Annotated in this window: 22 protein-coding genes; 15 read left to right on the plus strand and 7 right to left on the minus strand. The window is 68.3% G+C overall.

Annotated elements, in window-relative coordinates; genetic code table 11:
• Both NJ376_RS07020 and NJ376_RS07025 read right to left on the minus strand, forming a co-directional pair.
• A complete protein-coding gene (locus tag NJ376_RS07020; protein WP_252952539.1) occupies positions 1–981 on the minus strand; it encodes a hypothetical protein in 981 nt (326 codons plus the stop codon).
• 154 nt (positions 982–1,135) lie between these two features.
• Positions 1,136–2,014, minus strand: coding sequence for a glycosyltransferase family 61 protein (locus NJ376_RS07025; RefSeq protein ID WP_252952540.1), 879 nt, complete (start codon positions 2,012–2,014; stop codon positions 1,136–1,138).
• 567 nt (positions 2,015–2,581) lie between these two features.
• On the opposite strand from NJ376_RS07025, the gene NJ376_RS07030 reads away from it, so the two are divergent.
• The 9 genes from NJ376_RS07030 to NJ376_RS07070 all read left to right on the plus strand — a co-directional run bounded on the left by NJ376_RS07030 (position 2,582) and on the right by NJ376_RS07070 (position 12,297).
• Positions 2,582–3,667: an acyltransferase gene (locus NJ376_RS07030; protein WP_370288033.1), complete on the plus strand. Its 1,086-nt coding sequence runs from the start codon at positions 2,582–2,584 to the stop codon at positions 3,665–3,667.
• Positions 3,668–3,825: 158 nt separating this feature from the next.
• Entirely contained in the window at positions 3,826–4,968 is a 1,143-nt protein-coding gene (locus tag NJ376_RS07035; protein WP_252952541.1) for a polysaccharide pyruvyl transferase family protein, read from the plus strand.
• A 71-nt stretch (positions 4,969–5,039) separates the two neighbouring features.
• Complete coding sequence (gene kdsA, locus NJ376_RS07040) at positions 5,040–5,882, plus strand: 3-deoxy-8-phosphooctulonate synthase (protein ID WP_252952542.1); 843 nt, start codon at positions 5,040–5,042, stop codon at positions 5,880–5,882.
• Positions 5,879–6,616 (plus strand): 3-deoxy-manno-octulosonate cytidylyltransferase, encoded by a 738-nt coding sequence (locus NJ376_RS07045; protein ID WP_252952543.1) that lies wholly within the window; start codon positions 5,879–5,881, stop codon positions 6,614–6,616. The genes kdsA and NJ376_RS07045 overlap by 4 nt, the downstream gene beginning before the upstream one ends.
• 18 nt (positions 6,617–6,634) lie before the next feature.
• Positions 6,635–7,627 carry a KpsF/GutQ family sugar-phosphate isomerase gene (locus tag NJ376_RS07050; RefSeq protein WP_456309078.1) on the plus strand — a complete coding sequence of 331 codons (993 nt, stop codon included), beginning with the start codon at positions 6,635–6,637 and terminating at the stop codon, positions 7,625–7,627.
• Between the two features lie 184 nt (positions 7,628–7,811).
• Entirely contained in the window at positions 7,812–8,837 is a 1,026-nt protein-coding gene (locus NJ376_RS07055) for an MBL fold metallo-hydrolase (RefSeq protein ID WP_252952545.1), read from the plus strand.
• 8 nt (positions 8,838–8,845) lie between these two features.
• A complete protein-coding gene (locus tag NJ376_RS07060) occupies positions 8,846–10,108 on the plus strand; it encodes a flavin monoamine oxidase family protein (RefSeq protein ID WP_305879965.1) in 1,263 nt (420 codons plus the stop codon).
• Between the two features lie 75 nt (positions 10,109–10,183).
• Positions 10,184–11,431 carry a M20/M25/M40 family metallo-hydrolase gene (locus NJ376_RS07065; RefSeq protein ID WP_252952546.1) on the plus strand — a complete coding sequence of 416 codons (1,248 nt, stop codon included), beginning with the start codon at positions 10,184–10,186 and terminating at the stop codon, positions 11,429–11,431.
• A gap of 5 nt (positions 11,432–11,436) precedes the next feature.
• Positions 11,437–12,297 (plus strand): DMT family transporter, encoded by an 861-nt coding sequence (locus NJ376_RS07070; RefSeq protein ID WP_252952547.1) that lies wholly within the window; start codon positions 11,437–11,439, stop codon positions 12,295–12,297.
• Between the two features lie 68 nt (positions 12,298–12,365).
• On the opposite strand, the gene NJ376_RS07075 is transcribed toward NJ376_RS07070, so the two are convergent.
• Positions 12,366–13,154, minus strand: coding sequence for an SDR family NAD(P)-dependent oxidoreductase (locus NJ376_RS07075; protein WP_252952548.1), 789 nt, complete (start codon positions 13,152–13,154; stop codon positions 12,366–12,368).
• A 154-nt stretch (positions 13,155–13,308) separates the two neighbouring features.
• On the opposite strand from NJ376_RS07075, the gene NJ376_RS07080 reads away from it, so the two are divergent.
• A complete protein-coding gene (locus NJ376_RS07080; protein WP_252952549.1) occupies positions 13,309–14,634 on the plus strand; it encodes an APC family permease in 1,326 nt (441 codons plus the stop codon).
• A 110-nt stretch (positions 14,635–14,744) separates the two neighbouring features.
• Here the strand turns inward: NJ376_RS07080 and NJ376_RS07085 are convergent, their stop codons facing one another.
• The gene (locus tag NJ376_RS07085) at positions 14,745–15,731 is read right to left on the minus strand and encodes an LLM class flavin-dependent oxidoreductase (RefSeq protein ID WP_252952560.1); all 987 of its coding nucleotides are present in this window, start codon (positions 15,729–15,731) and stop codon (positions 14,745–14,747) included.
• Between the two features lie 95 nt (positions 15,732–15,826).
• Between NJ376_RS07085 and NJ376_RS07090 the strand changes: the two genes are divergently transcribed.
• Positions 15,827–16,597, plus strand: a complete 771-nt coding sequence (locus NJ376_RS07090) for a DUF3750 domain-containing protein (RefSeq protein WP_252952550.1) — start codon at positions 15,827–15,829, stop codon at positions 16,595–16,597.
• Here the strand turns inward: NJ376_RS07090 and NJ376_RS07095 are convergent.
• From NJ376_RS07095 to NJ376_RS07105, 3 genes are read right to left on the minus strand one after another with little or no spacing between them, the layout of a single operon-like run.
• The gene (locus NJ376_RS07095; protein ID WP_252952551.1) at positions 16,579–16,734 is read right to left on the minus strand and encodes a RidA family protein; all 156 of its coding nucleotides are present in this window, start codon (positions 16,732–16,734) and stop codon (positions 16,579–16,581) included. The two genes, NJ376_RS07090 and NJ376_RS07095, sit on opposite strands and share 19 nt — an antisense overlap.
• On the minus strand, positions 16,731–16,964 hold the full coding sequence (locus NJ376_RS07100) for a RidA family protein (RefSeq protein ID WP_252952552.1): 234 nt from the start codon (positions 16,962–16,964) through the stop codon (positions 16,731–16,733). The genes NJ376_RS07095 and NJ376_RS07100 overlap by 4 nt, the downstream gene beginning before the upstream one ends.
• Before the next feature lie 11 nt (positions 16,965–16,975).
• Positions 16,976–17,827, minus strand: coding sequence for an LLM class F420-dependent oxidoreductase (locus NJ376_RS07105; RefSeq protein ID WP_252952553.1), 852 nt, complete (start codon positions 17,825–17,827; stop codon positions 16,976–16,978).
• Positions 17,828–17,954: 127 nt separating this feature from the next.
• Here NJ376_RS07105 and NJ376_RS07110 point away from each other — a divergent pair, with 127 nt between their 5' ends.
• The 4 genes from NJ376_RS07110 to NJ376_RS07125 all read left to right on the plus strand — a co-directional run.
• Positions 17,955–19,019, plus strand: a complete 1,065-nt coding sequence (locus NJ376_RS07110; RefSeq protein WP_252952554.1) for a ketopantoate reductase family protein — start codon at positions 17,955–17,957, stop codon at positions 19,017–19,019.
• A 13-nt stretch (positions 19,020–19,032) separates the two neighbouring features.
• Positions 19,033–19,341: a hypothetical protein gene (locus NJ376_RS07115; RefSeq protein ID WP_252952555.1), complete on the plus strand. Its 309-nt coding sequence runs from the start codon at positions 19,033–19,035 to the stop codon at positions 19,339–19,341.
• Between the two features lie 99 nt (positions 19,342–19,440).
• Positions 19,441–20,409 (plus strand): tripartite tricarboxylate transporter substrate-binding protein, encoded by a 969-nt coding sequence (locus tag NJ376_RS07120; RefSeq protein ID WP_252952556.1) that lies wholly within the window; start codon positions 19,441–19,443, stop codon positions 20,407–20,409.
• 124 nt (positions 20,410–20,533) lie between these two features.
• Positions 20,534–20,781 (plus strand): tripartite tricarboxylate transporter substrate-binding protein (locus NJ376_RS07125; protein WP_252952557.1); only part of this gene is annotated, 248 nt, incomplete at its 3' end.

Raw genomic sequence — 20,781 nt, forward strand, 5'->3', positions numbered from 1 at the left:
TTACCGCAGTTCGACCGGAATATACTGAATGTCCCGGTTTAGTGTCCCTTGCCCTCTGGCGAGGTGATGCACACTGAAAAAGATAAGGGCCCTATCATGGTCAACCGTATCGAAGTTCCGCGATGCGCTCTCTGGATCGATAAGGGAAGGATAGTGAATGATCTTATCCCATGAGTCGACGCGGGCAGACATCGGGGTCTCCATAATGCGCCGCAATGCCCGCCACTCCAATAAGTCCGATGATGTCGAATAATAGAAGCCAGGAACCGGCGCACTGTCGCCTTCAAGACGCAGCCGGCTGGAGCTAAGGGCGACCCACTGCCGTTTAGCGGGAACATATTGCAAAGAACGAACGGCGCCCATCGGATCTGGATACACAACCTTGCAACTGCCTTCCTGTCCATTTGGATCGTATCTGAAGGCCGCTCCATCCCAGGCACGCCACGCGGTAGGATCTGTAACATCGGCGCTTCGCAAAAGGCAGTTGCCAGGGACCTGCCGGCCGGCAGCACGCACGTAGAGGAAGGCATAGTAGTATCCAGCATTGTACACTATATTGGAAACTGAAAATGCGCCATAGGGGTCATTCTGGCCGCTTGGATAGTGATCACCGAAAGACGCCGCAGTGCCAGTGGGGACGTAGCTGTTCCCCAAATCCGAAGATTGAATTCCGACAATCTTATTGAGCCAGCAACGCCCCCTGATACCTTTGGTATCGCAGCCTTGCAGCACGACTTCATCCTGAAGGTCCTGGCTGGCAAGCCCGAAGATATTCTGGCCATCAAGCGTGTAAACGGCCTGAATCCAAAGTTTTCCTGGGGTTAGGAGGTTGTACCTATCCCTACGCATTACACCGCGACAATCTGGCTTTACTGAAGGGAAGCTTGGTCCTAACAGCATCCAGTTCTGTGCGGTACCCGCAATCAATGCGATTTGACCGTCGGCCCGCCTGAAAGCGCGAACTGGGCTGTCGGGGATCATGTGCTTATCGCACTGACTAGTCCTCGCAGCAAACAGTGTTTCCACGTTGCCGCTTACCAGGATCCGCAAATCCTCGGCTCTGACTATGCTAGGCAACGTCGTCGTCGGCAACCACAGTAGGCAGCAGATAAAGGCAATACCAGGCAGCGGGACATCACGACGTCTCTTTGAGTATCGGCGCTTCACAAGCAGCAATAAAGTTGCGGAGTGCATCTTCCTGAACAATAAAACTAGAAAGGTGGCTTGGAACTTTTTCTTGAACCATTTTACCACAGTAGAGCTCATTCCAAACCATCCCTTTCGCAGCCGCCAAGTCGAAAAAGAAGATGTCAAAGAACCAATCCGGCGTAATCGCCATCACGGAGCAATTTTCGTTGCCGAATAGGATGTTGGTCAGATCGCTACCAAGGACAGAACAGACCATTGTTGCTTCCTGCCAATAAGCTACCTGAGTGGCAAGCGGCTCGGCGCCAAGGGTCACGGATCGGAAGCCGCTGCCGTGCAAAATGTCGCCCACTTGATCGGCGTTTACGATTTCCCGCTTCCCCGGCGTTGTGCGGCTTAGGTACATTTTTCTTGTGGTGTTGCCTGTCTGCTCTTCCAAATGTGAGGCCACCTCACCAAATATGTCTAGCGACAGCGGATGAATGGACTTTTCGTGGTACAGGAAATCCACGAATATAGCCTCGTCCAGCCTATAGACAATCTTATCATTCGTGTACAAAATCCGATTTGGATTCAAACCAGACATAGCAAGGAGCGCCCCGAAATTTGACCGGGCGTTGGCATATCCCGCCGGTACGGCAATTTTGCTATCGGGCAATAGCCTGGCAGCCAGTACGATCTTTGGAAAATTATGGGCCACCCAGTGGCCCCAGGTGCCACTACCCTCATTTGAAGTTAGGATTACCGACTCTTTAACTACCACGTCCTCAGCGGTGGCAGCAGCTTGCACAGCAGCCTCGTACTCCTTTACTATGCCGGCGATGCCAGATATATTATTGGCGACATAGGAATACATGGAGTTGTCCATGTATATACCTTCGGGGCCGAACGGCACGTACGACTTAAAGACAGAAACGTCCCTCACTATGCGGGCGCAGATCTCCGGGAACTCGATGACGCGCTGACTCGGATAGCGCCGGGAACGGTGAGGCCCCAGGCCGTCCGGCATCAGGATTCCGAGCCGCGGCCGCCTTTCCGCCGAGGTAGGGGGAGTCAGGACGACCTTAAGTCCGTAATCGGCACCGAATTTAGCTGAGATTACGCTCGACATTCAGCTTCTCAATCCCTGTTAGGAAGTTAGCCACCTTAGGCGCTCAGGATAACGCCGGTGCCAAGGCTATCCTCTAATAGCCCTACCGTCCGTCGCCTGTACGGAAACCCGATTCTCACGCATCGGCGGTCCGGCTGCGCGCAATTGAGGTCAAGCATGGCGTTGACGCCTCACTTCAATCCGCCTCCCCGATCCAGACTCAACTGCTCATGTATGCAGGTGCAAACTATATCATCGCGTGCTAGGCAAGTCACCCTTGGTGGATTCAAGGCACGTGTGGCTGATGGTGTCGACTAGTCATCTTGGCTTCGCAATGAGGAGTGGGTGATGGAGAATTCAGGGAAAACCCAAACATCGAAAGCACCAAGGTCGCTGTTGGAGCACATTCAAGCTCGGGCTCCCGGCTTATGGAAACTCTTTCATGAAACGTCAGAAGACTCTGCCATTGCTGCCCACATTTTGTGCCAAATTCTCTTTCTTTATACCGATGGTAATGGTCGGGGTTACCTCCCGCAAGCGTTCTCCAGCTTGATCGAAGTCAAGAACAATGAGGTCAGCGGCTTGGATATTCGCAATCCCAAGGCGCGCGTGTTCGTAGGCAAGAACTGCCGATTTGACCGGTTCGTAGTAGGCGGCGCTGGCGAAACGTACGTCTTCATCGGCGATGATGCGGCGCTTACCGCTTGCGACATCGTCGGCATCGGCAAGAAGAATGTGTTCATGGCAGGATATAGCTGTCGCCTAGAGGGGCTGTTTACCCACATCTACGGCCCCTACGGCTTTGCCGCCCTTGGGCCAGGAATGACATCTCAGCACGGTTGCAACTTTTGCATCCAGGAAGGCACCTATGTACTTGTTGGTGGAGACGCGATGCTTTCTACGCATGTGTTTGTCCGTACAAGCGACTCCCACGGCATCTATGACCGGTCGACGGGCGAACGTATCAACCCAGCCCGCCCCGTGACCCTTCATCCTCATGTGTGGATCTCACGTGCAACCACCGTTAATAAAGGTACCGAAATTGGGGAACATTCCGTTGTCGGCCAGGGCGCGGTTGTACATGGGCGGTTGGCTCCGTATTCGGTCTATGCGGGAAGTCCTGTGCAGCAGGTGCGGTCAAACGTGACCTGGGATCGCCGGACAGCAAGCGCACTCGACGACAATTATGATCCGTCTCTGCACCACTTCCTGGCGACGTTTAGTAAGAACGCCAAGCGGGTGGTGAGTGTCGATGAGCCTCCCACCTTGCCGGGCCCGCTAGAGAGTATTTCAGTTGACCTTGCTCGTCCGCAGCCTGCCCGTCCCCTGACTGCGGCAGGCGAAGGGTCGGTCCAGACGCGTTGGCTGCAGGAATACGCTGCTGTTAAGGCAGAAATCCTTGCGCGCAACGCTGAGCTCAGCCGCAGTTAGCGAGCCAACCGCCTCGCTGCCAACGCGATACGAGTCACGGCGAGTTCGTGCGTGCAGACTTAGACTGACAATCGAGTTAGACTGAAAGTAGGCGTTGGGCAGGCGTGATATGCTCCAACGGCGCAGGCTGTGTTCGATGCGAGAGTAGGAGCGGCATAGTGCCCAAGCGACGCCCAGTCATCCTCGACGGCAACCCTTATGCGCTCGACCATGAGCCGCTGACCGCCGCCGCCATGTTCGAGAAGACAGGCGGCAACACCGGCAACATGGCGTTCCGCTACGGTCTGGCGAAAAGCCTCTCCAACCCGGTCATGCTCAACCTGGGCAACAGCCCCAGCACCATACGTGGCGCCGGCGACATCATCGTGCTGCCGCTGGCCAACCAGCTCGGTCGCCACATGAAGCTCGGCGGTGCAGCAGAACGGCTGCAGGCGATCGACCTGCCCATCATCGGCATCGGCCTCGGCGCCCAGGCCACATCCTATGAACAGGATGTCGAACTCGACCCCGGCACCCGGTCCTGGCTGGAACAGTTGGCCACCCGCGCTCCCTCGGACCACCCGAACATCGGGGCCCGCGGCCCCTACACGAAGGAGCAGATCGCGAAACTCGGCTTCGGCAGCGCTGCCACCGTGACAGGCTGCCCCTCCAACTTCATCTGCGGCGACGCGAAGCTCGGCGACCGCTTGGCGGCAGGCTTTGCCAAGACGCCGAAGCGCATCGCTGTGGCGGCCGGCATCCCCTACATCGCCCAGCTCGCGGATATCGAGCGTCAGCTCGCCGATATCGTGACCCTCACGGACGGCGCCTACATCGTCCAGCACGGCCTCGAGATGATCGAGCTCGCCTGCCGCGAATTCGATACGATGGCTTCTGACAAGCTGGAGCTCTGCCGAAGCTACATCCAGCCGCTGAGCAGCATGGATGAGTTCAAGGCCTGGTGCAGCCGCTTCGCCTTTGCCTTCTCTGATGTCCGCCCCTGGATGGATTTCGTGCGCCGCTTTGACTTCGTGGTGGGTACCCGCTTCCACGGTGCCATGCTGGCCATCCAGGCAGGCGTGCCCGCGGCTTGCATCGCCCATGACAGCCGCACCCTGGAAATGTGCCAGACCATGCAAATCCCGGTCTGCCACTACAAGGACATCAATGTGCCGCTCACCCGGTACAATATTATGGATTTCTTCAAATTTGACGCGGAAGCCTATACGGAGACGCGGCGCCGGCTCTGTGGTGCATTCGTCGACATCCTGAAGGCGGCGGAGCTTGACGTTGCCCCGGGCGTGCTGCGGCTTCTCAACTAGCCACGGGCAGCGCATATGGCCTTCCGCGCTGCCGCCGGCCGCGCGGAAGGCCGCTTCCAAGGGTGCCCCGCATGCCCACACCCGATCCTGTCATCACCCTCGGCGAGGTCCGCTTCGCCAACCACCTCCCCCTCGCCCTCATCGCTGGCCCCTGCCAGATGGAAAGCCGCGCCCACGCGCTGGAGATGGCCGCAGCGCTGAAGGAGATCTGCGGCAAGCTCGGCATCGGCCTCGTCTACAAGTCCAGCTTCGACAAGGCGAACCGCACCAGCGCCGGCGGCGCCCGCGGCATCGGCCTGGCCGGCGCCCTCCCCGTCTTCGCCGAGATCCGCGAGACCCTCGGCCTGCCGGTGCTGACCGATGTGCACGAACCCGGCCAGTGCGCCCCGGTGGCCGAGGTGGTGGACGTGCTGCAGATCCCCGCCTTCCTCTGCCGCCAGACCGACCTGCTGCTGGCCGCCGCCGCCACCGGCCGGGTGGTGAACGTCAAGAAGGGCCAGTTCCTCGCGCCCTGGGACATGAAGAACGTCCTCGCCAAGGTCACCGGCGCCGGCAACCCGAAGGTCATGGCAACGGAACGCGGCGTCTCCTTCGGCTACAACACCCTGGTCTCCGACATGCGCGCCCTGCCCATCATGGCGGCGATGGGCGCGCCGGTGGTGTTCGACGCCACCCATTCCGTGCAGCAGCCGGGCGGCCAGGGCACCTCCTCCGGCGGGCAGCGGGAATTCGTCGCCGTGCTGGCCCGCGCCGCGGTCGCGATCGGCGTCGCCGGCCTCTTCATCGAGACGCATCCGGACCCGGACAACGCCCCCTCCGACGGCCCGAACATGGTGCCGCTGAAGGCCTTCCCGGCGCTCATCGAGGAGCTGATGGCTTTCGACAAGCTGGCGAAGGCGCGCCTCCGGGCATGAACCCGATCGTCCTGATCCCCTCGCGCCTCACCTCCACCCGGCTGCCGAACAAGCCGCTGGCGGATATCCACGGCGTGCCGATGATCGTCCATGTGCTCCGCCGGGCGCTGGAAGCGGATTGCGGCCCGGTGGCCGTGGCGACGGATACGCCCGCCATCGCGGACGCCGTGCGCGAAGCCGGCGGCCAGGCGGTGATGACCGCCACCGACCACCCCTCCGGCTCCGACCGCATCCAGGAAGCCCTGGGCAAGCTGGACCCGGACGGCCGCTACGACGTCGTGCTGAACGTGCAGGGCGACCTGCCGAGCATCGACCCCCGCGCCATCCGCGTCGCCCTTGCGCCGCTCGAGACGTCGGAGGTCGCGCTCTCCACCCTCATCGCCGAGATCAGGCGGGAGGAGGAACGGACCGCCTCCCAGGTGGTGAAATTCGTCGGCACGCCGCTCGGCGGCGGCCGGCACCGCGCCCTCTACTTCACCCGGGCGACGGCGCCCTGGGGCGAGGGGCCGCTCTGGCACCATATCGGCCTCTATGGCTGGCGCCGCAGCGCCCTCTCCCGCTTCGTCGCCCTGCCGCCCTCGGTGCTGGAGCAGCGGGAGAAGCTGGAGCAGCTCCGCGCCCTGGAAGCCGGCATGCGGATCGATGCCATGGAAGTGGATGTCGTGCCGCTCGGCGTCGACACCGCCGAGGATCTGGAGCGGGCACGGGCTATCCTTGCGCCGCGGGAGAGCTGAATGACCATCGAACGCAGAATGGCGGGCCAGCCCGCCCCGGAACAGGCCGCCCGCATCCGCGCCAGCGGCGCCGCGACACTGGCCGTCGAATCCGCCGGCCTCCAGGCGCTGGCGGAGGCGCTGGACGGCGCGCTGGGCGATGCCTTCGCCGCCGCCGTCGAGACCATCATCGCCACCTCCGGCCGCGTCGTCGTGACCGGCATGGGCAAGAGCGGCCATGTCGGCAACAAGATCGCCGCCACCCTGGCCTCCACCGGCACCCCGGCCTTCTTCCTGCACCCGGCGGAAGCCAGCCATGGTGACCTCGGCATGCTGACCGCGGCCGATGTCGTCCTCGCCCTCTCCTGGTCCGGCGGCACGGCGGAGCTGCGCGACATCATCCACTATACCCGCCGGCACGGGGTGCAGCTCATCGCCCTGACCGGCGGTGCCAACAGCGCGCTCGCCAAGGCGGCGGACATCCTGCTGCTGCTGCCGCCCATCACGGAAGCCTGCCCGCACGGCCTGGCGCCCACCACCTCCACCCTCATCCAGATGGCGCTGGGGGATGCGCTGGCCATGGCGCTGCTGGAGCGGCGCGGCTTCACCCCGCAGGAATTCGCGCAGTACCACCCGGGCGGGAAGCTCGGCGCCCAGCTCATGACGGTGGGCGAGCTGATGCAGAAGGCGCCCAACCTGCCGCTGGTGGAGGAAGGCGCGGACATGTCCCGCGCCATCCTGGCGATGACCGGCCACAGCCTGGGCTGCGCCGTGGTCACCGCGCCGGATGGCCGGCTGGCCGGACTCGTCACCGATGGCGACCTGCGCCGCCACATGCATGACGGCATCCTGAAACGCCCGGTGACGGAGGTGATGACGCGCCGGCCCCTGACGACGGAGCCGGGCCGCATCGCCAGCGCCGCGCTGAAGGAGATGAACGAGCGTAAGGTCAGCCAGCTCGTGGTGCTGGAGGAGGATCGCCCGGTCGGCGTGCTCCACCTGCATCATCTGCTGTCGGCCGGCGTAGCTTAGCTTCCCACGACGTCGCTGCGCGACGCCGCGCGGGGGTCCCAGGAGCGCCATGTTCCCAAGGCCTCACACAGCCGGCCATGGCAAAGCCACGGCCGGCACCGGGCGGCGCGGGTTGCAGCGGGAACGGTCCTTTCCTGCCTCGCCGAGGTAGGCCCGGCCGCGGGTTCGGGTGTAGCCTGCCGCCATGCCCGACCTTCCCCCGACCCTCGCCCCCGAAGCCCCGCCCCCCGGGGAGGTGCGCGAGGTGCAGCCCGGCCTGCTGCGCGTGCGCATGCCCCTGCCCTTCCCGCCCGGCCATGTGAACATCTGGTTGCTGGAGCATGCGGGCGGCTGGCTGGCGGTGGATACCGCGATCGCCAGCCGCACGACGCGGGAGCTGTGGACCCAGGTGCTGGCGCAGAAGGCGCTCGGCGGCAGGCCCCTCACCGCCCTGCTCATCACCCATTTCCACCCGGACCATATCGGCCTGGCCGGCTGGCTCTGCGAGCGCTTCGGCATCTTCCCGCACATCACCCGCATCGAATGGCTGATGGCCCGCGCCCTTTGGTATGATAGCGGCCCGGACATGATGGCGCAGCAGATCGCGCACTACACCAGCGCCGGCTGCCCGGCCGAATACCTCTCCTTCGTCGAGAGCCGTGGCCCGCTCTACCAGCGCAACGTCGCCGAATTGCCGCGCAGCTTCCACGCGCTGAAGGATGGCCGCGCCATCGCCATCGGCGGCAGCGAATGGCAGGTGGTGACCGGCGCCGGCCATGCACCGGACATGGCGACGCTCTACTCGCCGGAGCGCAAGGTGCTGATCTCGGCGGACCAGATCCTGCCGCGCATCTCCCCCTATATCGGCCTGCATCCGGGGGAGCCGGAGGCCGATCCGCTCGGCGATTTCCTCGCCAGCAACGAGCGCTTCCGCCCCCTGCCGGAGGACACGCTGGTCCTGCCCTCCCATGGCGAGCCCTTCGCCACCCTGCACCGCCGGCTGGACACGCTGGCCGGCCACCATGCGGAGCGGCTGGACACCCTGGCCGAGGCCTGCCGCGAGCCGCTCACCGCCTTCGAGGCGGCGCAGATCCTCTTCCCCCGGGCGGCAGGGGAGATGACCCAGATCGGCTTCACCGTGGGCGAGACGCTGGCGCATCTCCGCCGCCTGGAACGCCAGGGACGCCTCACGGTGGAGAAGGGGGAGGTCTGGCGCTTCCGCACGCGATGAGCCCCGGGATGATTGCGCCCAGGATGGATGCCGATGTGCCGGTGGTGGGCGCCGGCGCGGCGGGCATCGCCGCGGCGCGGCGGCTGCGCGCGCGGGGCCGGAGCTGCCTGGTGCTGGAGGCCGGCAGCCGGGTCGGCGGCCGCGCCTGGACCGATGCGGCGGGGCTCGATCTCGGCGCCTCCTGGCTGCATGTGGCGGAGGTGAATCCGCTGACCGCCCTGGCGCGGGAGTTGGGCTTCACCTTGCATGATGACGGCCGGCGGCGCCGCGACCTGCTGCTGGCCGAAGGCGGCCGGCCAGCCACCGCCGCGGACCGCGCCGCCCTCGAGGCCGCCGGCGATGCCTGGGAGGCGGCGGTGGCGGCGCGGGCCGCCCAGAGGGAGAAGCAGGGCGGTCCGGACATCCCGCTGGGCGAGGCGCCCCCCCGAGGCGGCCGCTGGGACGCCACGGTGGATCATTGGTTCGGCGCCATCATCAACGGCATCGAATCCCGCCGCAGCAGCCTCATCGACTATGTGGCCACTGTGCTGGACGGGCAGAACCTGCAGGTGAAGGAGGGCATCGGCACCCTCCTCACCCGCCTGGCGGAGGGGCTGCCCATCCGTCTCGGCACCAGGGTGCGGCGCCTCTCGGCCGGGATAACGGCGGACACGGAGACGGGCTGCGTCCAGGGCCGGGCGGCCATCGTCACCCTCGGCACCGGCGTGCTGCCGGCGCTGGCATTCGACCCCCCCCTGCCGGCGGCGGTCACTCAGGCCATTGCCGGGCTGCCCCTGGCGCCGGTGCTGAAGGTGGCGCTGCGCGCGGCGGGGCAGGAGCGCTTCCGCCTGCCGCCCTTTGCCCGGCTGGGACGGATGGTGGAGGGGCCGGATGACCGGCCCTGTTCCTGGATGCTCTGGCCCTTCGGGCGGCCCTGGGCGGTGGCCTATCTCGGCGGCTCCCTGGCCGAGTCCCTGCCCGATGCCGTCAGCGCGGAGGCGGCGGCGCGGGCCGAGCTCGCCCGGTATTTCGGCGCGGCGGCGGTGGCGCGGGCCTTCCCGGACCCGGCGACGGTCGCGCATTGGCCCGCCGACCCGCTGTTCCGCGGCAGCTATTCCTACGCCCGGGTCGGCGCCGCCGGGGCCCGGGCGGTGCTGGCGGAGGCCGCCCCGATGGGTGGCAGGCTGCGCTTCGCCGGCGAGGCCTGCCACACCCGCTATGCCGGCACGGTCGGCGGCGCCTGGGAGAGCGGCGAGGCGGCGGCCGAGGCGATCCACGTGGCGCTGGGCTGACACGCCTCCCTCTCCCGCCCGCGGCGTACGCAGGGCCCCCTCGTCGAAACGACGCCAAGGCGCCATGCTGCCCGCATGACCGATCGCGCCGGCTTCGCCGCCCGCGCCGCCGCCTGCGAGGCGCAGGTGGTGGCCATGACCCAGACCCTTGTCGCCATCCCCTCCCCCAACCCGCCCGGCGACACGCGCGCGGTGGCGGAGGCCGCCGCCGCGCTCATCCGCCGACATGTCCCCGGCGCCGAGGTCACGCTGCACCCCACCTCGGAGACGGTCACCAACCTGGTTGCCATCCTGCGCGGCCATGCCCCCGGCCGCCACCTGGTCTTCAATGGCCATCTCGACACCTATCCGGTGAACGAGGCGCTGCCCTGGACCGTCCCGCCCCTCGGCGGCCTGCTGCGCGACGGCCGGCTCTACGGCCGTGGCGCCGCGGACATGAAGGGCGGCCTCGCCGCCTCCATCATGGCCATGGCCCTGTTGGCGGAGCACCGCGCGCTGTGGCGCGGCGAGACGGTGCTGACCCTGGCCGGCGACGAGGAATCCATGGGCCCGCTCGGCAGCCAGTGGCTGCTGGAGAAGGTCCCGGAAGCCCGCGGCGATGCCGTCATCATCGGCGATGCCGGCAGCCCCCGCGTGCTGCGCTTCGGCGAGAAGGGCTTCCTCTGGATTGAGCTGGAGGCCACCGGCCGCGCCAGCCATGGCGCGCATGTCCATCTCGGCATCAATGCGCTGGACCGGCTCTGCGCCGCGCTGGATGCGGTGCGCGGGCTGCGCGCCCTGCGGCCCGCGGCGCCCGCTGCGGTCACCGCCGCCATCGCCGCGGCGAAGCCGGTCAGCGAGCCGCTCTCAGGTGTTGGCGAGGCCGAGGTGCTGTCCGCCGTCACGGTGAATATCGGACGCGTCGAGGGCGGCACCTCCACCAACCTGGTTCCCGCCGCGGCGCGCGCCGGCGCCGATATCCGCCTGCCCGTCGGCATCTCCTGCGCCACGGCGGAGGCGGCGCTGGAAGCGGCCCTGGCGCCGCATGAGGGCGTCACCTGCCGCATCCTCCGCCGCTTCGAGCCGAGCCACACCGATCCGGGCCACGAGATCGTCCGGCGCGCCGCCGAAGTGGCCGCCGAGGTGCTGGGCGCGCCCTGCGCCGTCAACATGCGCGTCGGCGGCAGCGATGCGCGGCTGCACCGCATGGCCGGCCTGCCCACCATCGTCTATGGTCCGACGCCGCACAACATGGGGGGCGCGGATGAGTACGTGCTGGTCGAGGAGCTGCGCCAGGTGGCGCAGGTGCATGCCCTGACCGCGCTGGACTTCCTCGCCGCCTGACCCCCATGACCAAGCTCAGCCTGCGGCTCCAGGCCATGCTCTGGATGCTGGCCAGCGGGGTGCTGTTCATCCTGCTCAACGGGCTGCTGCGCTGGCTGGCGCAGCAGATGGACCCCTTCGTCGCCGGCTTCCTGCGCTACTCCGCCGGCGTCGTCGTCATGCTCCCCTTCATCTGGCGCGCCGGCCTCGCCGCCTACCGGCCGCACAACGTCGCCGGCCAGTTCTGGCGCGGCGCGCTGCATACCTCCGGCCTGCTGCTGTGGTTCTGGGCGGTGCCGCATGTGCCGCTGGCGGAGATCACCGCCCTCGGCTTCACCACGCCGCTCTTCATCATGCTCGGCGCCATGGTCTTCCTGGGCGAGCGGGTGGTGGCGGCGCGTTGGGTGGCGGCGGCCATCGGCTTCTGCGGCGTGCTGGTGGTGGTCTCCCCGCAGCTCTCCGGCGCGGGCGGCATCTACAACCTGGTCCTGCTGTCCTCGGCGCCGCTCTTCGCCGCCTCCTTCCTCATCACCAAGGCGCTGACGCGGCGGGATGCGCCGCATGTCATCGTGGTGTGGCAATCCCTGATGGTGGCGCTGTTCAGCCTGCCCTTCGCCCTGTGGAACTGGGAATGGCCGACGCCCGCGCAATGGGCGCTGTTCCTGCTGGCCGGGGCGCTCGGCACCTCGGGCCATATCTGCCTGACGCGGGCCTTCGCCCTGGCGGACATGTCCGTGGTGCAGCCGATCCGCTTCCTGGAGCTGGTCTGGGCCTCGATCTTCGGCTTCCTGGTCTGGGGGGAGCGGCCGGGGGAGGCGACCTTCCTGGGCGGCGCGATCATCTTCGCCAGCACCACCTGGATCGCCCGGCGGGAGGCGAAGTCTTGAGGGAGGCTCTGCCTCCCTCAAACTCCCTCCGCCAAGGGCCGAAGGGCCCTTGGAACCCTTGAGTTCGCTTAGTCCAGCTGACGGACGATGCCGGCGGGCGTCGCGGTGCGGCCGCCATCGACCACATACTGGGCGCCGGTGACGTTGCTGGCGAGGTCGGAGCAGAGGAACAGCACCACATTCGCCACCTCCTCCGCCACGCCGTAGCGGCGCAGCGGGATGCCGGCGGAATAGGCGCGCTCGATGCCCTCCGGGTTGTTCGGCGAAACCTGGCGGGCGATCTCCTGCACCATGCGCGTGGAGATCGGGCCGGGGCAGACGGCGTTCACCCGCACGCCGGCGGGCCCCACCTCGCCGGCCGCCACCTTGGTCAGCCCCATCACCGCATGCTTGGAAGCGACATAGGCCGGCATGCCCGGCGTGCCCACCAGCCCGGCGATGGAGGCAGTGTTCACCACCGAACCGCGTCCCTGCTTCAGCATCACCGGCAACACGTAGCGCAGGCCGAGGAACACGCCCTTCACGTTCACGCCCATCACCGCGTCGAACATCGCCTCGTCGTATTCGGCGGTGGGCGCCACCCTGCCCTCGATGCCGGCATTGTTGTGGAAGCAGTCGATGCTGCCGAAATGATCCAGCGCCGCCTTTACATAGGCCTGCACATCCGCCGCCTTCGTGACATCCGCGCTGCGGAAGATCGCCGCCTTGCCGCATTCCGCCGCCAGCGCCTCGCCGGCCGCGGCGTCGCGGTCGACGATCACCACCTTCGCGCCGCCCCGCACGAAGCCCTGCACCACGGCGCGGCCGATGCCATTGGCGCCACCGGTGACGATCGCAACCTTGCCGGTGAAATCCATCGGATGCTTCCCTCCCATGCCCGCCGGCGCATCCGGCGTGGCTGCTGCCGGCAAGTAGAGCAGCGTCGGGCCGACCTGGCCAGCCTTGCCCCCGCCACGCAACCCATGCGACCCCGGCCCGTTGCGATGCCGGCAACGTGACACAGAGGTCAGCATGACGCAGCCAGCCGAGACGGAGGAACCCAGCCTGCGGCGCAGCATCGGCACGGTGCAGCTCTTCGCCTACACCCTCGGCGGCATGCTGGGCGCCGGCATCTACGGCCTCATCGGCCGCGCGGCCGGGGAGCTCGGCGCCGCGGTCTGGCTCGGCTTCGCGGTGGCGATGGTGGCGGCGCTGCTCACCGGCCTCTCCTACGCCTCGCTCGGCGCCCGCTACCCGCGCGCCGGCGGCGCCGCCACGGTGGTGCAGCACACTTGGCAAAGGCCGCTGCTGACCTGGGTGGTGGGGCTCGCCGTGCTCGCCTCCGGCCTCACCTCCGTCGCCACCCAGTCGCGCGTGGTGGCGGAGAACCTGCTGCGCCTGGTGGAGCTGCCCTGGCTGCCGCCTGTCATGCTCTCCCTGCTCTTCCTGCTGGCCATCGCCCTGGTGGTGTTCCGCGGTATCCGCGAGAGCATGTGGGCCAACATGCTCTGCACCACGGTGGAGGCAGGTGGGCTGCTCCTTGTCATCGCCCTCGGCCTGCGCTTCTGGGGCAGCGCCGATCTGTGGGAGACGCCGAGCACGGAGGGCATCACCGCCGGGCTGCTGCTGCAGGGCGCCATCCTCACCTTCTTCGCCTTCATCGGCTTCGAGGACACGCTGAACGTCGCCGAGGAATGCCACGACCCGCACCGCACCGTCCCGCTCGGCATCATCTCCGCCATGCTGGTGGCGACGGCGCTCTACATGGCGGTGGCCATCACCGCCGTCTCCGTGGTGCCGTGGCGGGAGCTGGCGGCGACGCCGGGCCCGCTGGCCGAGGTGATGAACCGCGCCGCGCCCTGGCTGCCGGGCTGGGTCTATGTCGCCATCACCGTCTTCGCCGTGGCGAACACCGCGCTGCTGAACTACGTCACCGCCTCCCGCCTCACCTATGGCATGGCGCGGCACGGGCTGCTGCCGGCGGCGCTCGGCCGGGTGCACGGGGAAAGGCGCACCCCGCATGTCGCGGTGGCGGCGCTGTTCGTCGTGGTGGTAGCGCTGATGCTGGCGGGCGACATCACGCAGCTCGCCTCCGCCACCGTGCTGCTGCTGCTGGCGGTCTTCACCGCGCTGAACATCGCCCTGCTGGTGCTGCAGCGGCGGAAGGAGGAGCCGCGCGGCAGCTTCGAGGTGCCGGCGGCGGTGCCGGCCCTCGGCGCCCTGGTCTGCGCCACGCTGCTGGTGAACCGCGTGCTAAGCGGCGATTGGCGCGCCCCCGCCCTGGCCGGCGCGGTGCTGGCGGCGATCCTGCTCGCCTGGCTGGCCCTGCGGCCGGGGCGGGAAGCCACGGCGATGTAAGCGCCCCCCTCCCCCGCCAGCGAGGGAGGGCTGGGGGTGTGCTTCAGCAGCGCCCGCCCGACATCCACCCCCACCCTGCCCCTCCCCCGCCAGCGGGGGAGGGAACGGGCCTACATCCCGGCCGCCTCGGCCAGCAGGCTGAAGGACCGCTTTCGCTTCTCGTGGTCGTAGATCATCCCGGTCGCCATCAGCTCATCCGCGCCCGTCTCGGCGATGAACGCTTTCAGCCCCTGCCGCACCGTCTCCCGACTGCCGACCACGGCACAGGCCAGCGCGTTCCGCAGGATGGCCTCGCCCCGGGCGTCCAGCCGGCTCGCCATGTCCTCCACCGGCGGCGGCAGCTTGCCGGGCCGGCCGCTGCGCAGGTTCAGCACGCTCTGCTGCTGGGAGGTGAAGAGGAACCGCGCCTCCTCATCCGTCTCCGCCGCGATGACGTTGAGGCCTAGCATAACCTTGGGCGCGGAAAGCTGCTCCGAGGGCCGGAAGCCCTGGCGATAGACCGTCATCGCCTCGAACATCATCTGCGGCGCGAAATGCGAGGCGAAGGCGAAGGGTAGGCCGAGCGCCGCGGCGAGCTGCGCCCCGAAGGTGGAGGAGCCGAGGATCCAGATCGGCACCTCCTGCCCCTCCCCCGGCACGGCGCGCAGGCGCTGGCCCGGCTGGGCAGGGCGGAAATAGTTCATCAGCTCCACCACGTCGCGGGGGAACTGTCCCTCATCCGCGGCAAGGTTGCGCCGCAGCGCATGGGCCGCGATCTGGTCCGTCCCCGGCGCCCGGCCGAGGCCGAGTTCCACCCGCCCGGGATGCAGCGCGGCGAGGGTGCCGAATTGCTCCGCCACCACCAGCGGCGCGTGGTTCGGCAGCATGATGCCGCCGGCGCCGATCCGGATGCGCTGCGTCGCGGCGCCGACATGCGCCAGGGCCACCGCCGTCGCCGCGCTGGCGATGCCGGGCATGTTGTGGTGCTCGGCCATCCAGAAGCGGCCATAGCCCAGGCCCTCGGCATGCCGGGCCAGATCGGCCGAGTTGCGGAGCGCCTGGCCGACATCGCTGCCTTCCGGGACGGGGGAGAGATCGAGGATCGAGAGCGGGACCATGGGACGCATGTGGGGTGCCCGGACGGGAAGGAAAAGCCGGCCGGGTGGCAGGCTTGGCAGGGGCGGCAGCGGCACCGACATGGACGGCATCCCCCATGCTGAAGCTCCTCCTCTCCCTCTTCGCCCTGTTCTGGCTGCTGCCCCTCGGGGTCTCGGCCGCGCTGTACCAGCGCACGGCCATCGCCGATTGGTGGGGGGCGGACCGCTCCTCCACCGGCCGGCTGCCCCCGGCCGCGGCGCATCCGGAAGCGGTGGTCCGGATCTATGCCGCGCCCACGGTGCGCTGGCGCGGCATCTTCGCCGTGCATTGCTGGCTGGTGGTGAAGCCGGAGGGCGCGCCCGGCTATACCCGCTACGACTACACCGCCTGGGGCGAGCCCATCCGCGTCAACGGCTTCGCGCCCGATGGCCGCTGGTTCGGCCGCGCGCCGGCGGAGGTCTTCGCTGCCGATGGCGCGGCGGCGGCGGCCATGATCCCCCGCATCCAGGCCGCCATCGCCGGCTACGCCTGGCGCAACCAGGGCGACTACCGGCCCTGGCCGGGGCCGAATTCCAACACCTTCATCGCCGCGGTGCTGGACGCGGTGCCGGAGGCGCAAATCGCCCTGCCGCCCACCGCCATCGGCAAGGACTACCCCTATGACGGCGCCTGGCTGCGCCGCACCCCGAGCCGCACCGGCCTCACCCTGACCCTCGGCGGCTATATCGGGCTGACGCTCGGGCTGGTGGAGGGGCTGGAGGTGAACATCCTCGGCGGCGTAGCCGGGCTCGACCTCTGGCGGCCGGCGCTGAAGCTGCCGGGGCTGGGGCGGATCGGGCTGCCGGCCTGGGGCGGTGCCAGCGCCGCTCAGGCCTCGCCCAGATAGGCCGTGGCGTCGATCTCCACCAGGCAGTCCGGCGAACCCAGCCCGCTGACGATGCAGGAGACGCGGTGCGGCGGGTCCTCGGCGAAATTGGCGAAATACACCTCGTTCATCGGCGCCCAATCGGCACGGTCCGTCACATAGACCGTGCATTTCCCACGTCACGCAGCGTGCCGCCGGCCTCCTCCACCAGCGCCCGGATGTTGTCGATCGCCTGCTGGGTCTGCACCCGCACATCGCCTTGGGCGAAGCGCCCCGCCCGGTCCCGCCCGGTGCAGTAGACGAAGAGGAAGCCGCCGGCGAGCGTCGCCTGGACGAAGGGCAGGCTGCCCTTGAACACCTTCTCCGAGGCGATGGCGCGCTTCGGCATGCCCCGCCCCTTCAGCCCAGGCGCTTGATCAGCGCCGCCCAGCGGTCGAGCTGCGGCAGGATGGTGTCGGCCTTCTCCGCCGGCAGGCTCAGGATCACGCGGTCGATGCCGAGGTCGCGGTCGCGGCAGAGCGCGTCGTACTCCTCCTTCACCCCCCAGATGGTGATGGGCAGTTCGGCGGGGTCGCGCCCGGCCTCCTGCACCATCTGCCGGAATTGCGGCACGAGATCCGCGACATCAGCATAGTGCTGCCGCGTCCGGTGCGGCATCCAGCCATTGCCGTAGCGGATGGCGCGGCGCGCGCTGTAGGGGAAGGCGCCGCCGACGATGATGGGCGCGTGCGGCTTCTGCACCGGCTTCGGCCAGGTCATCATCGGGCCGAAATCGACGAACTCCCCATGGTATTCGGGCTTCGACGTCGTCCAGATCGCCTGCATCGCCTCGATCCGCTCGCGCGCCAGCTTGTGGCGGGTGGCGAAGGCGGTGCCGTGGTTCTCGATCTCGTCCTGGTTCCAGCCATTGCCGACGCCGAACAGGAAGCGCCCGTTCGAGAGCAGGTCCAGCGAGGCCACCGCTTTCGCCGTCTGGATCGGGTCCCGCTGCACCACCAGGCAGATGCCGGTGCCGACCTTCAGCGCCTTCGTCGCCATGGCCGCCGCCGTCAGCGTCACGAAGGGGTCCATCACGTCGTAGTACATCTTCGGCAACTCGCCGCCGCCCGGCCAGGGCGATTTGCGGGTGAGCGGGATGTGCGAATGCTCCGGCGCCCAGAGACTCTCGAAGCCGCGCTGCTCCGCCGCCACGGCCAGCTCCTCCGGCCGCATGGAATAGTCGGTGAAGAACATCGCCAGGCCGATCTTCATGGTCCGTCTCCCCGTGTTTGCCGGATGGTGGCACGATCCGGGGCCCAAGGGGAGATGGAGGGGGGAGATGGACCGGCAAGCGGGGCCGGCGCATACTTCCCGCCAAGCGAGGGGTGAGGAGACGCAGATGGGCAACCGCATCGCCATCATCGGGGCCGGCGCGGTCGGCGGCTATGCCGGCGCGCATATGGCACAGGCGGGCGAGGACGTGACCTTCGTCGATATGTGGCCGGAGAATGTGGAGGCGATGCGCAGCAAGGGCCTGCGCATCTCCCACATCAAGGACGTGCCGGAATTCACCGTGCCGGTCCGCGCCATCCACCTGACGGAGCTGCAGCATGTCAGCAAGGAGAAGCCCTTCGACATCGCCTTCGTCTGCGTGAAGTCCTACGACACCGCCTGGGCCACGCTGATGGTGAAGCAGTACCTGGCGCCGGGCGGCTTCGTCGTCTCCCTGCAGAACTGCATGAATGAGGAGACGGTGGCCGGGATCGTCGGCTGGGGCCGGACGCTCGGCGCCATCGCCTCCTCCATCACCGTCGATCTCTGCGAGCCGGGCCATGTCCGCCGCGCCTCCGGCAAGGGCGGGGCGGCGCATACCGTGTTCCGCGTCGGCGAGGTGCATGGCCGCATCACCGACCGCGCCAAGGAGGTCACCCGGCTCTGCGCCCTTTCGGACAGCGCGCTGACCACGCCGAACCTCTGGGGCGAGCGCTGGTCGAAGCTCGTCACCAACGGCATGGCGAACGGGCTTTCCGCCTGCACCGGCCTGGTCAGCCGGGAGATCCTGCTGGACGACACGCTGCGCGCCTTCACCGCGAAGCTGGGCTCGGAGGCGATCCGCGTCGGCCAGGCGCTGGGCTACACGCTGGAGGAGATCCACCACATCGACCCGGAGGTGATCGCCCGCGCCGGCGAGGGCGACCCGGAGGCCCGCCGCGAATATGACGAGCACCGCCTGGCCGAGGCGCGGAAGCCCGGCGGCGGCGCCCACCGCCCCTCCATGGGGCAGGACATGGTGAAGGGACGGCGCACGGAGATCGAGTTCATCAACGGCTATATCGTGGACAAGGCACAGGCCATCGGCCTCTCCACCCCGGCCAACGCCGCGCTGACCGATATCGTCAAGCGCGTGGAGCGCGGCGAGCTGCAGCCCGACCCGAAGCACATCAAGGAGCTTCGCCTCAACTGAGGGAGGCGGCGCCATGGCCCTGCCGCACCATCTCCTGCCGGGGCTGGGGCTGCTGGCCGCGGGGCTTTTCCACGCCTTCTCCATCGCCGTCATACCCGGCCTTTCCCGCGCGGAGCCGCAGGCGGCGTTCCGCGCCATGCAAGCGATCAACCGCGCCGTCATCCGGCCGGGCGTCCTCGGCGCGCCCGCCTTCCCGCTTCTGGCCGGGCTCGCCGGACTGCGGGGGGTGGCCGCAGCCCGGCGCGGCTCTGCCTCGGCGCCGCCGGATGCCGTGACCGCGGCCGCAACCTGGGCCCACTATGCGCGGCCCTGGGGCTTCTGAACCATGTGCGGAGTCTTGCCGCCCTCCTCGCCCTCGGCCCGACGGCCGCGGCGCTGGCGGCCAATTGGCGCGAAGCGCCGCAATGAAAGGGATGCGTCCATGTCCATACCCCGCCGTGCCGCCCTTGCCGGGATAGGCCTTGGCCTCGCCGCGCCCGCCTTCGCCCAAGGCTTCCCAACGCGGCCCATCACCATCATCGCCGCCGGCGCGGCGGGCGGGCCGACGGATACCGTCACCCGCATCCTCGCCGATGCGCTGACGCGCAGCAGCGGCCATGATTTCGTGGTGGAAAGCATCGGGGGCGCCACGGTGGGGCCGCAGCGCGGCGCGATGGCGCGGCCGGATGGCTATACCCTGCTCTGCAACAATATCGGTTTCGCCGCCTCCGCCACCCTCTATCGCCGCCTGCCCTATTCCGTGCTGGAAAGCTTCGCGCCCCTCGGCCTCGTCTCGGACGCGGCGATGACGCTGAACGCCCGGCCGGGCTACCCGGCCAAGGACCTGGCCGAATATGTCGGCAAGCTGAAGGCGGAGGGGGAGAAGCTGAACCTCGCCCATGCCGGACTCGGCTCCGCCGCGCATCTCTGCGGCATGCTGCTGCAGCAGGCGGCGGGCGCACAGGCGACGACGGTGGTGTTCCGCGGCACCGGCCCGGCGATCGCGGAGCTGATGGCCGGGCGCGTGGACCTGCTCTGCGACCAGGCGACGAACACCCTGCCCTTCATCAAGGAGAACCGCATCGCCGCCTATGCCGTGACCTCGCCGCAGCGCGTGCCGGAGCTGCCGCATCTGCCGACCACGGCGGAGGCGGGCTTCCCCAGCATCGCCATGTCCACTTGGCACGCGCTCTACGCCCCGGCCGGCACGCCCGAGGACATCCAGCGCGCCCTCTCCGCCATGCTGCGCGGCGCCATGCGCGACCAGAAGCTGCGCCAGCGCTTCGCCGAGCTGGCGACGGCGCCGGCGACGGAGGAGCGCGCGAGCATCGCCTTCCACACCCGTTTCCTGGCGGAGGAAGTGGCGCGCTGGCGCCCCATCATCCAGGCCGCCGGCGCCTTCGCGGATTGAGGCGCCCCGCCGGCCGGGCCGCCCCGTCCGGCGCTGCATGACGCATTCACCCCGAGGGCGGCCGAACCGCCTCGGCGTGCCGGGGAACCGCACGGCTTCGGCCGGGCAGAATGGGAGGAACCGCATGACACTCACCACCACGCGCCGGGTCGCCCTCGGCGCGCTGCTGGCTGCGCCAGGGCTGGCGCGCGCCCAGGGCAGCTACCCCAATCGCAGCGTCCGCGTCATCAACGCCTACAGCCCGGGCGGCACGGCGGATGTCGTCTCCCGCATCGTGCTGGCCGGGCTCTCCGCCCGGCTCGGGCAGCAATTCGTGGTGGAGAACCGGCCGGGGGCCGCCGGCACCGTCGCCGCCCAGGCCGTGGCCCGCGC

Origin of the sequence: Siccirubricoccus soli, assembly GCF_024178315.1 — a bacterium.
Lineage (GTDB): Bacteria > Pseudomonadota > Alphaproteobacteria > Acetobacterales > Acetobacteraceae > Siccirubricoccus > Siccirubricoccus soli.

Coding starts and splice junctions, on each gene's coding strand:
- NJ376_RS07020 (WP_252952539.1), bottom strand. CDS start 981: ATGATCCCCGACAGCCCAGTTCGCGCTTTCAGGCGGGCCGACGGTCAA.
- NJ376_RS07025 (WP_252952540.1), bottom strand. CDS start 2,014: ATGGACAACTCCATGTATTCCTATGTCGCCAATAATATATCTGGCATC.
- kdsA (WP_252952542.1), top strand. CDS start 5,040: ATGCCCACACCCGATCCTGTCATCACCCTCGGCGAGGTCCGCTTCGCC.
- NJ376_RS07045 (WP_252952543.1), top strand. CDS start 5,879: ATGAACCCGATCGTCCTGATCCCCTCGCGCCTCACCTCCACCCGGCTG.
- NJ376_RS07050 (WP_456309078.1), top strand. CDS start 6,635: ATGGCGGGCCAGCCCGCCCCGGAACAGGCCGCCCGCATCCGCGCCAGC.
- NJ376_RS07055 (WP_252952545.1), top strand. CDS start 7,812: ATGCCCGACCTTCCCCCGACCCTCGCCCCCGAAGCCCCGCCCCCCGGG.
- NJ376_RS07060 (WP_305879965.1), top strand. CDS start 8,846: ATGATTGCGCCCAGGATGGATGCCGATGTGCCGGTGGTGGGCGCCGGC.
- NJ376_RS07065 (WP_252952546.1), top strand. CDS start 10,184: ATGACCGATCGCGCCGGCTTCGCCGCCCGCGCCGCCGCCTGCGAGGCG.
- NJ376_RS07070 (WP_252952547.1), top strand. CDS start 11,437: ATGACCAAGCTCAGCCTGCGGCTCCAGGCCATGCTCTGGATGCTGGCC.
- NJ376_RS07075 (WP_252952548.1), bottom strand. CDS start 13,154: ATGGATTTCACCGGCAAGGTTGCGATCGTCACCGGTGGCGCCAATGGC.
- NJ376_RS07080 (WP_252952549.1), top strand. CDS start 13,309: ATGACGCAGCCAGCCGAGACGGAGGAACCCAGCCTGCGGCGCAGCATC.
- NJ376_RS07085 (WP_252952560.1), bottom strand. CDS start 15,731: ATGGTCCCGCTCTCGATCCTCGATCTCTCCCCCGTCCCGGAAGGCAGC.
- NJ376_RS07090 (WP_252952550.1), top strand. CDS start 15,827: ATGCTGAAGCTCCTCCTCTCCCTCTTCGCCCTGTTCTGGCTGCTGCCC.
- NJ376_RS07100 (WP_252952552.1), bottom strand. CDS start 16,964: ATGCCGAAGCGCGCCATCGCCTCGGAGAAGGTGTTCAAGGGCAGCCTG.
- NJ376_RS07105 (WP_252952553.1), bottom strand. CDS start 17,827: ATGAAGATCGGCCTGGCGATGTTCTTCACCGACTATTCCATGCGGCCG.
- NJ376_RS07110 (WP_252952554.1), top strand. CDS start 17,955: ATGGGCAACCGCATCGCCATCATCGGGGCCGGCGCGGTCGGCGGCTAT.
- NJ376_RS07115 (WP_252952555.1), top strand. CDS start 19,033: ATGGCCCTGCCGCACCATCTCCTGCCGGGGCTGGGGCTGCTGGCCGCG.
- NJ376_RS07120 (WP_252952556.1), top strand. CDS start 19,441: ATGTCCATACCCCGCCGTGCCGCCCTTGCCGGGATAGGCCTTGGCCTC.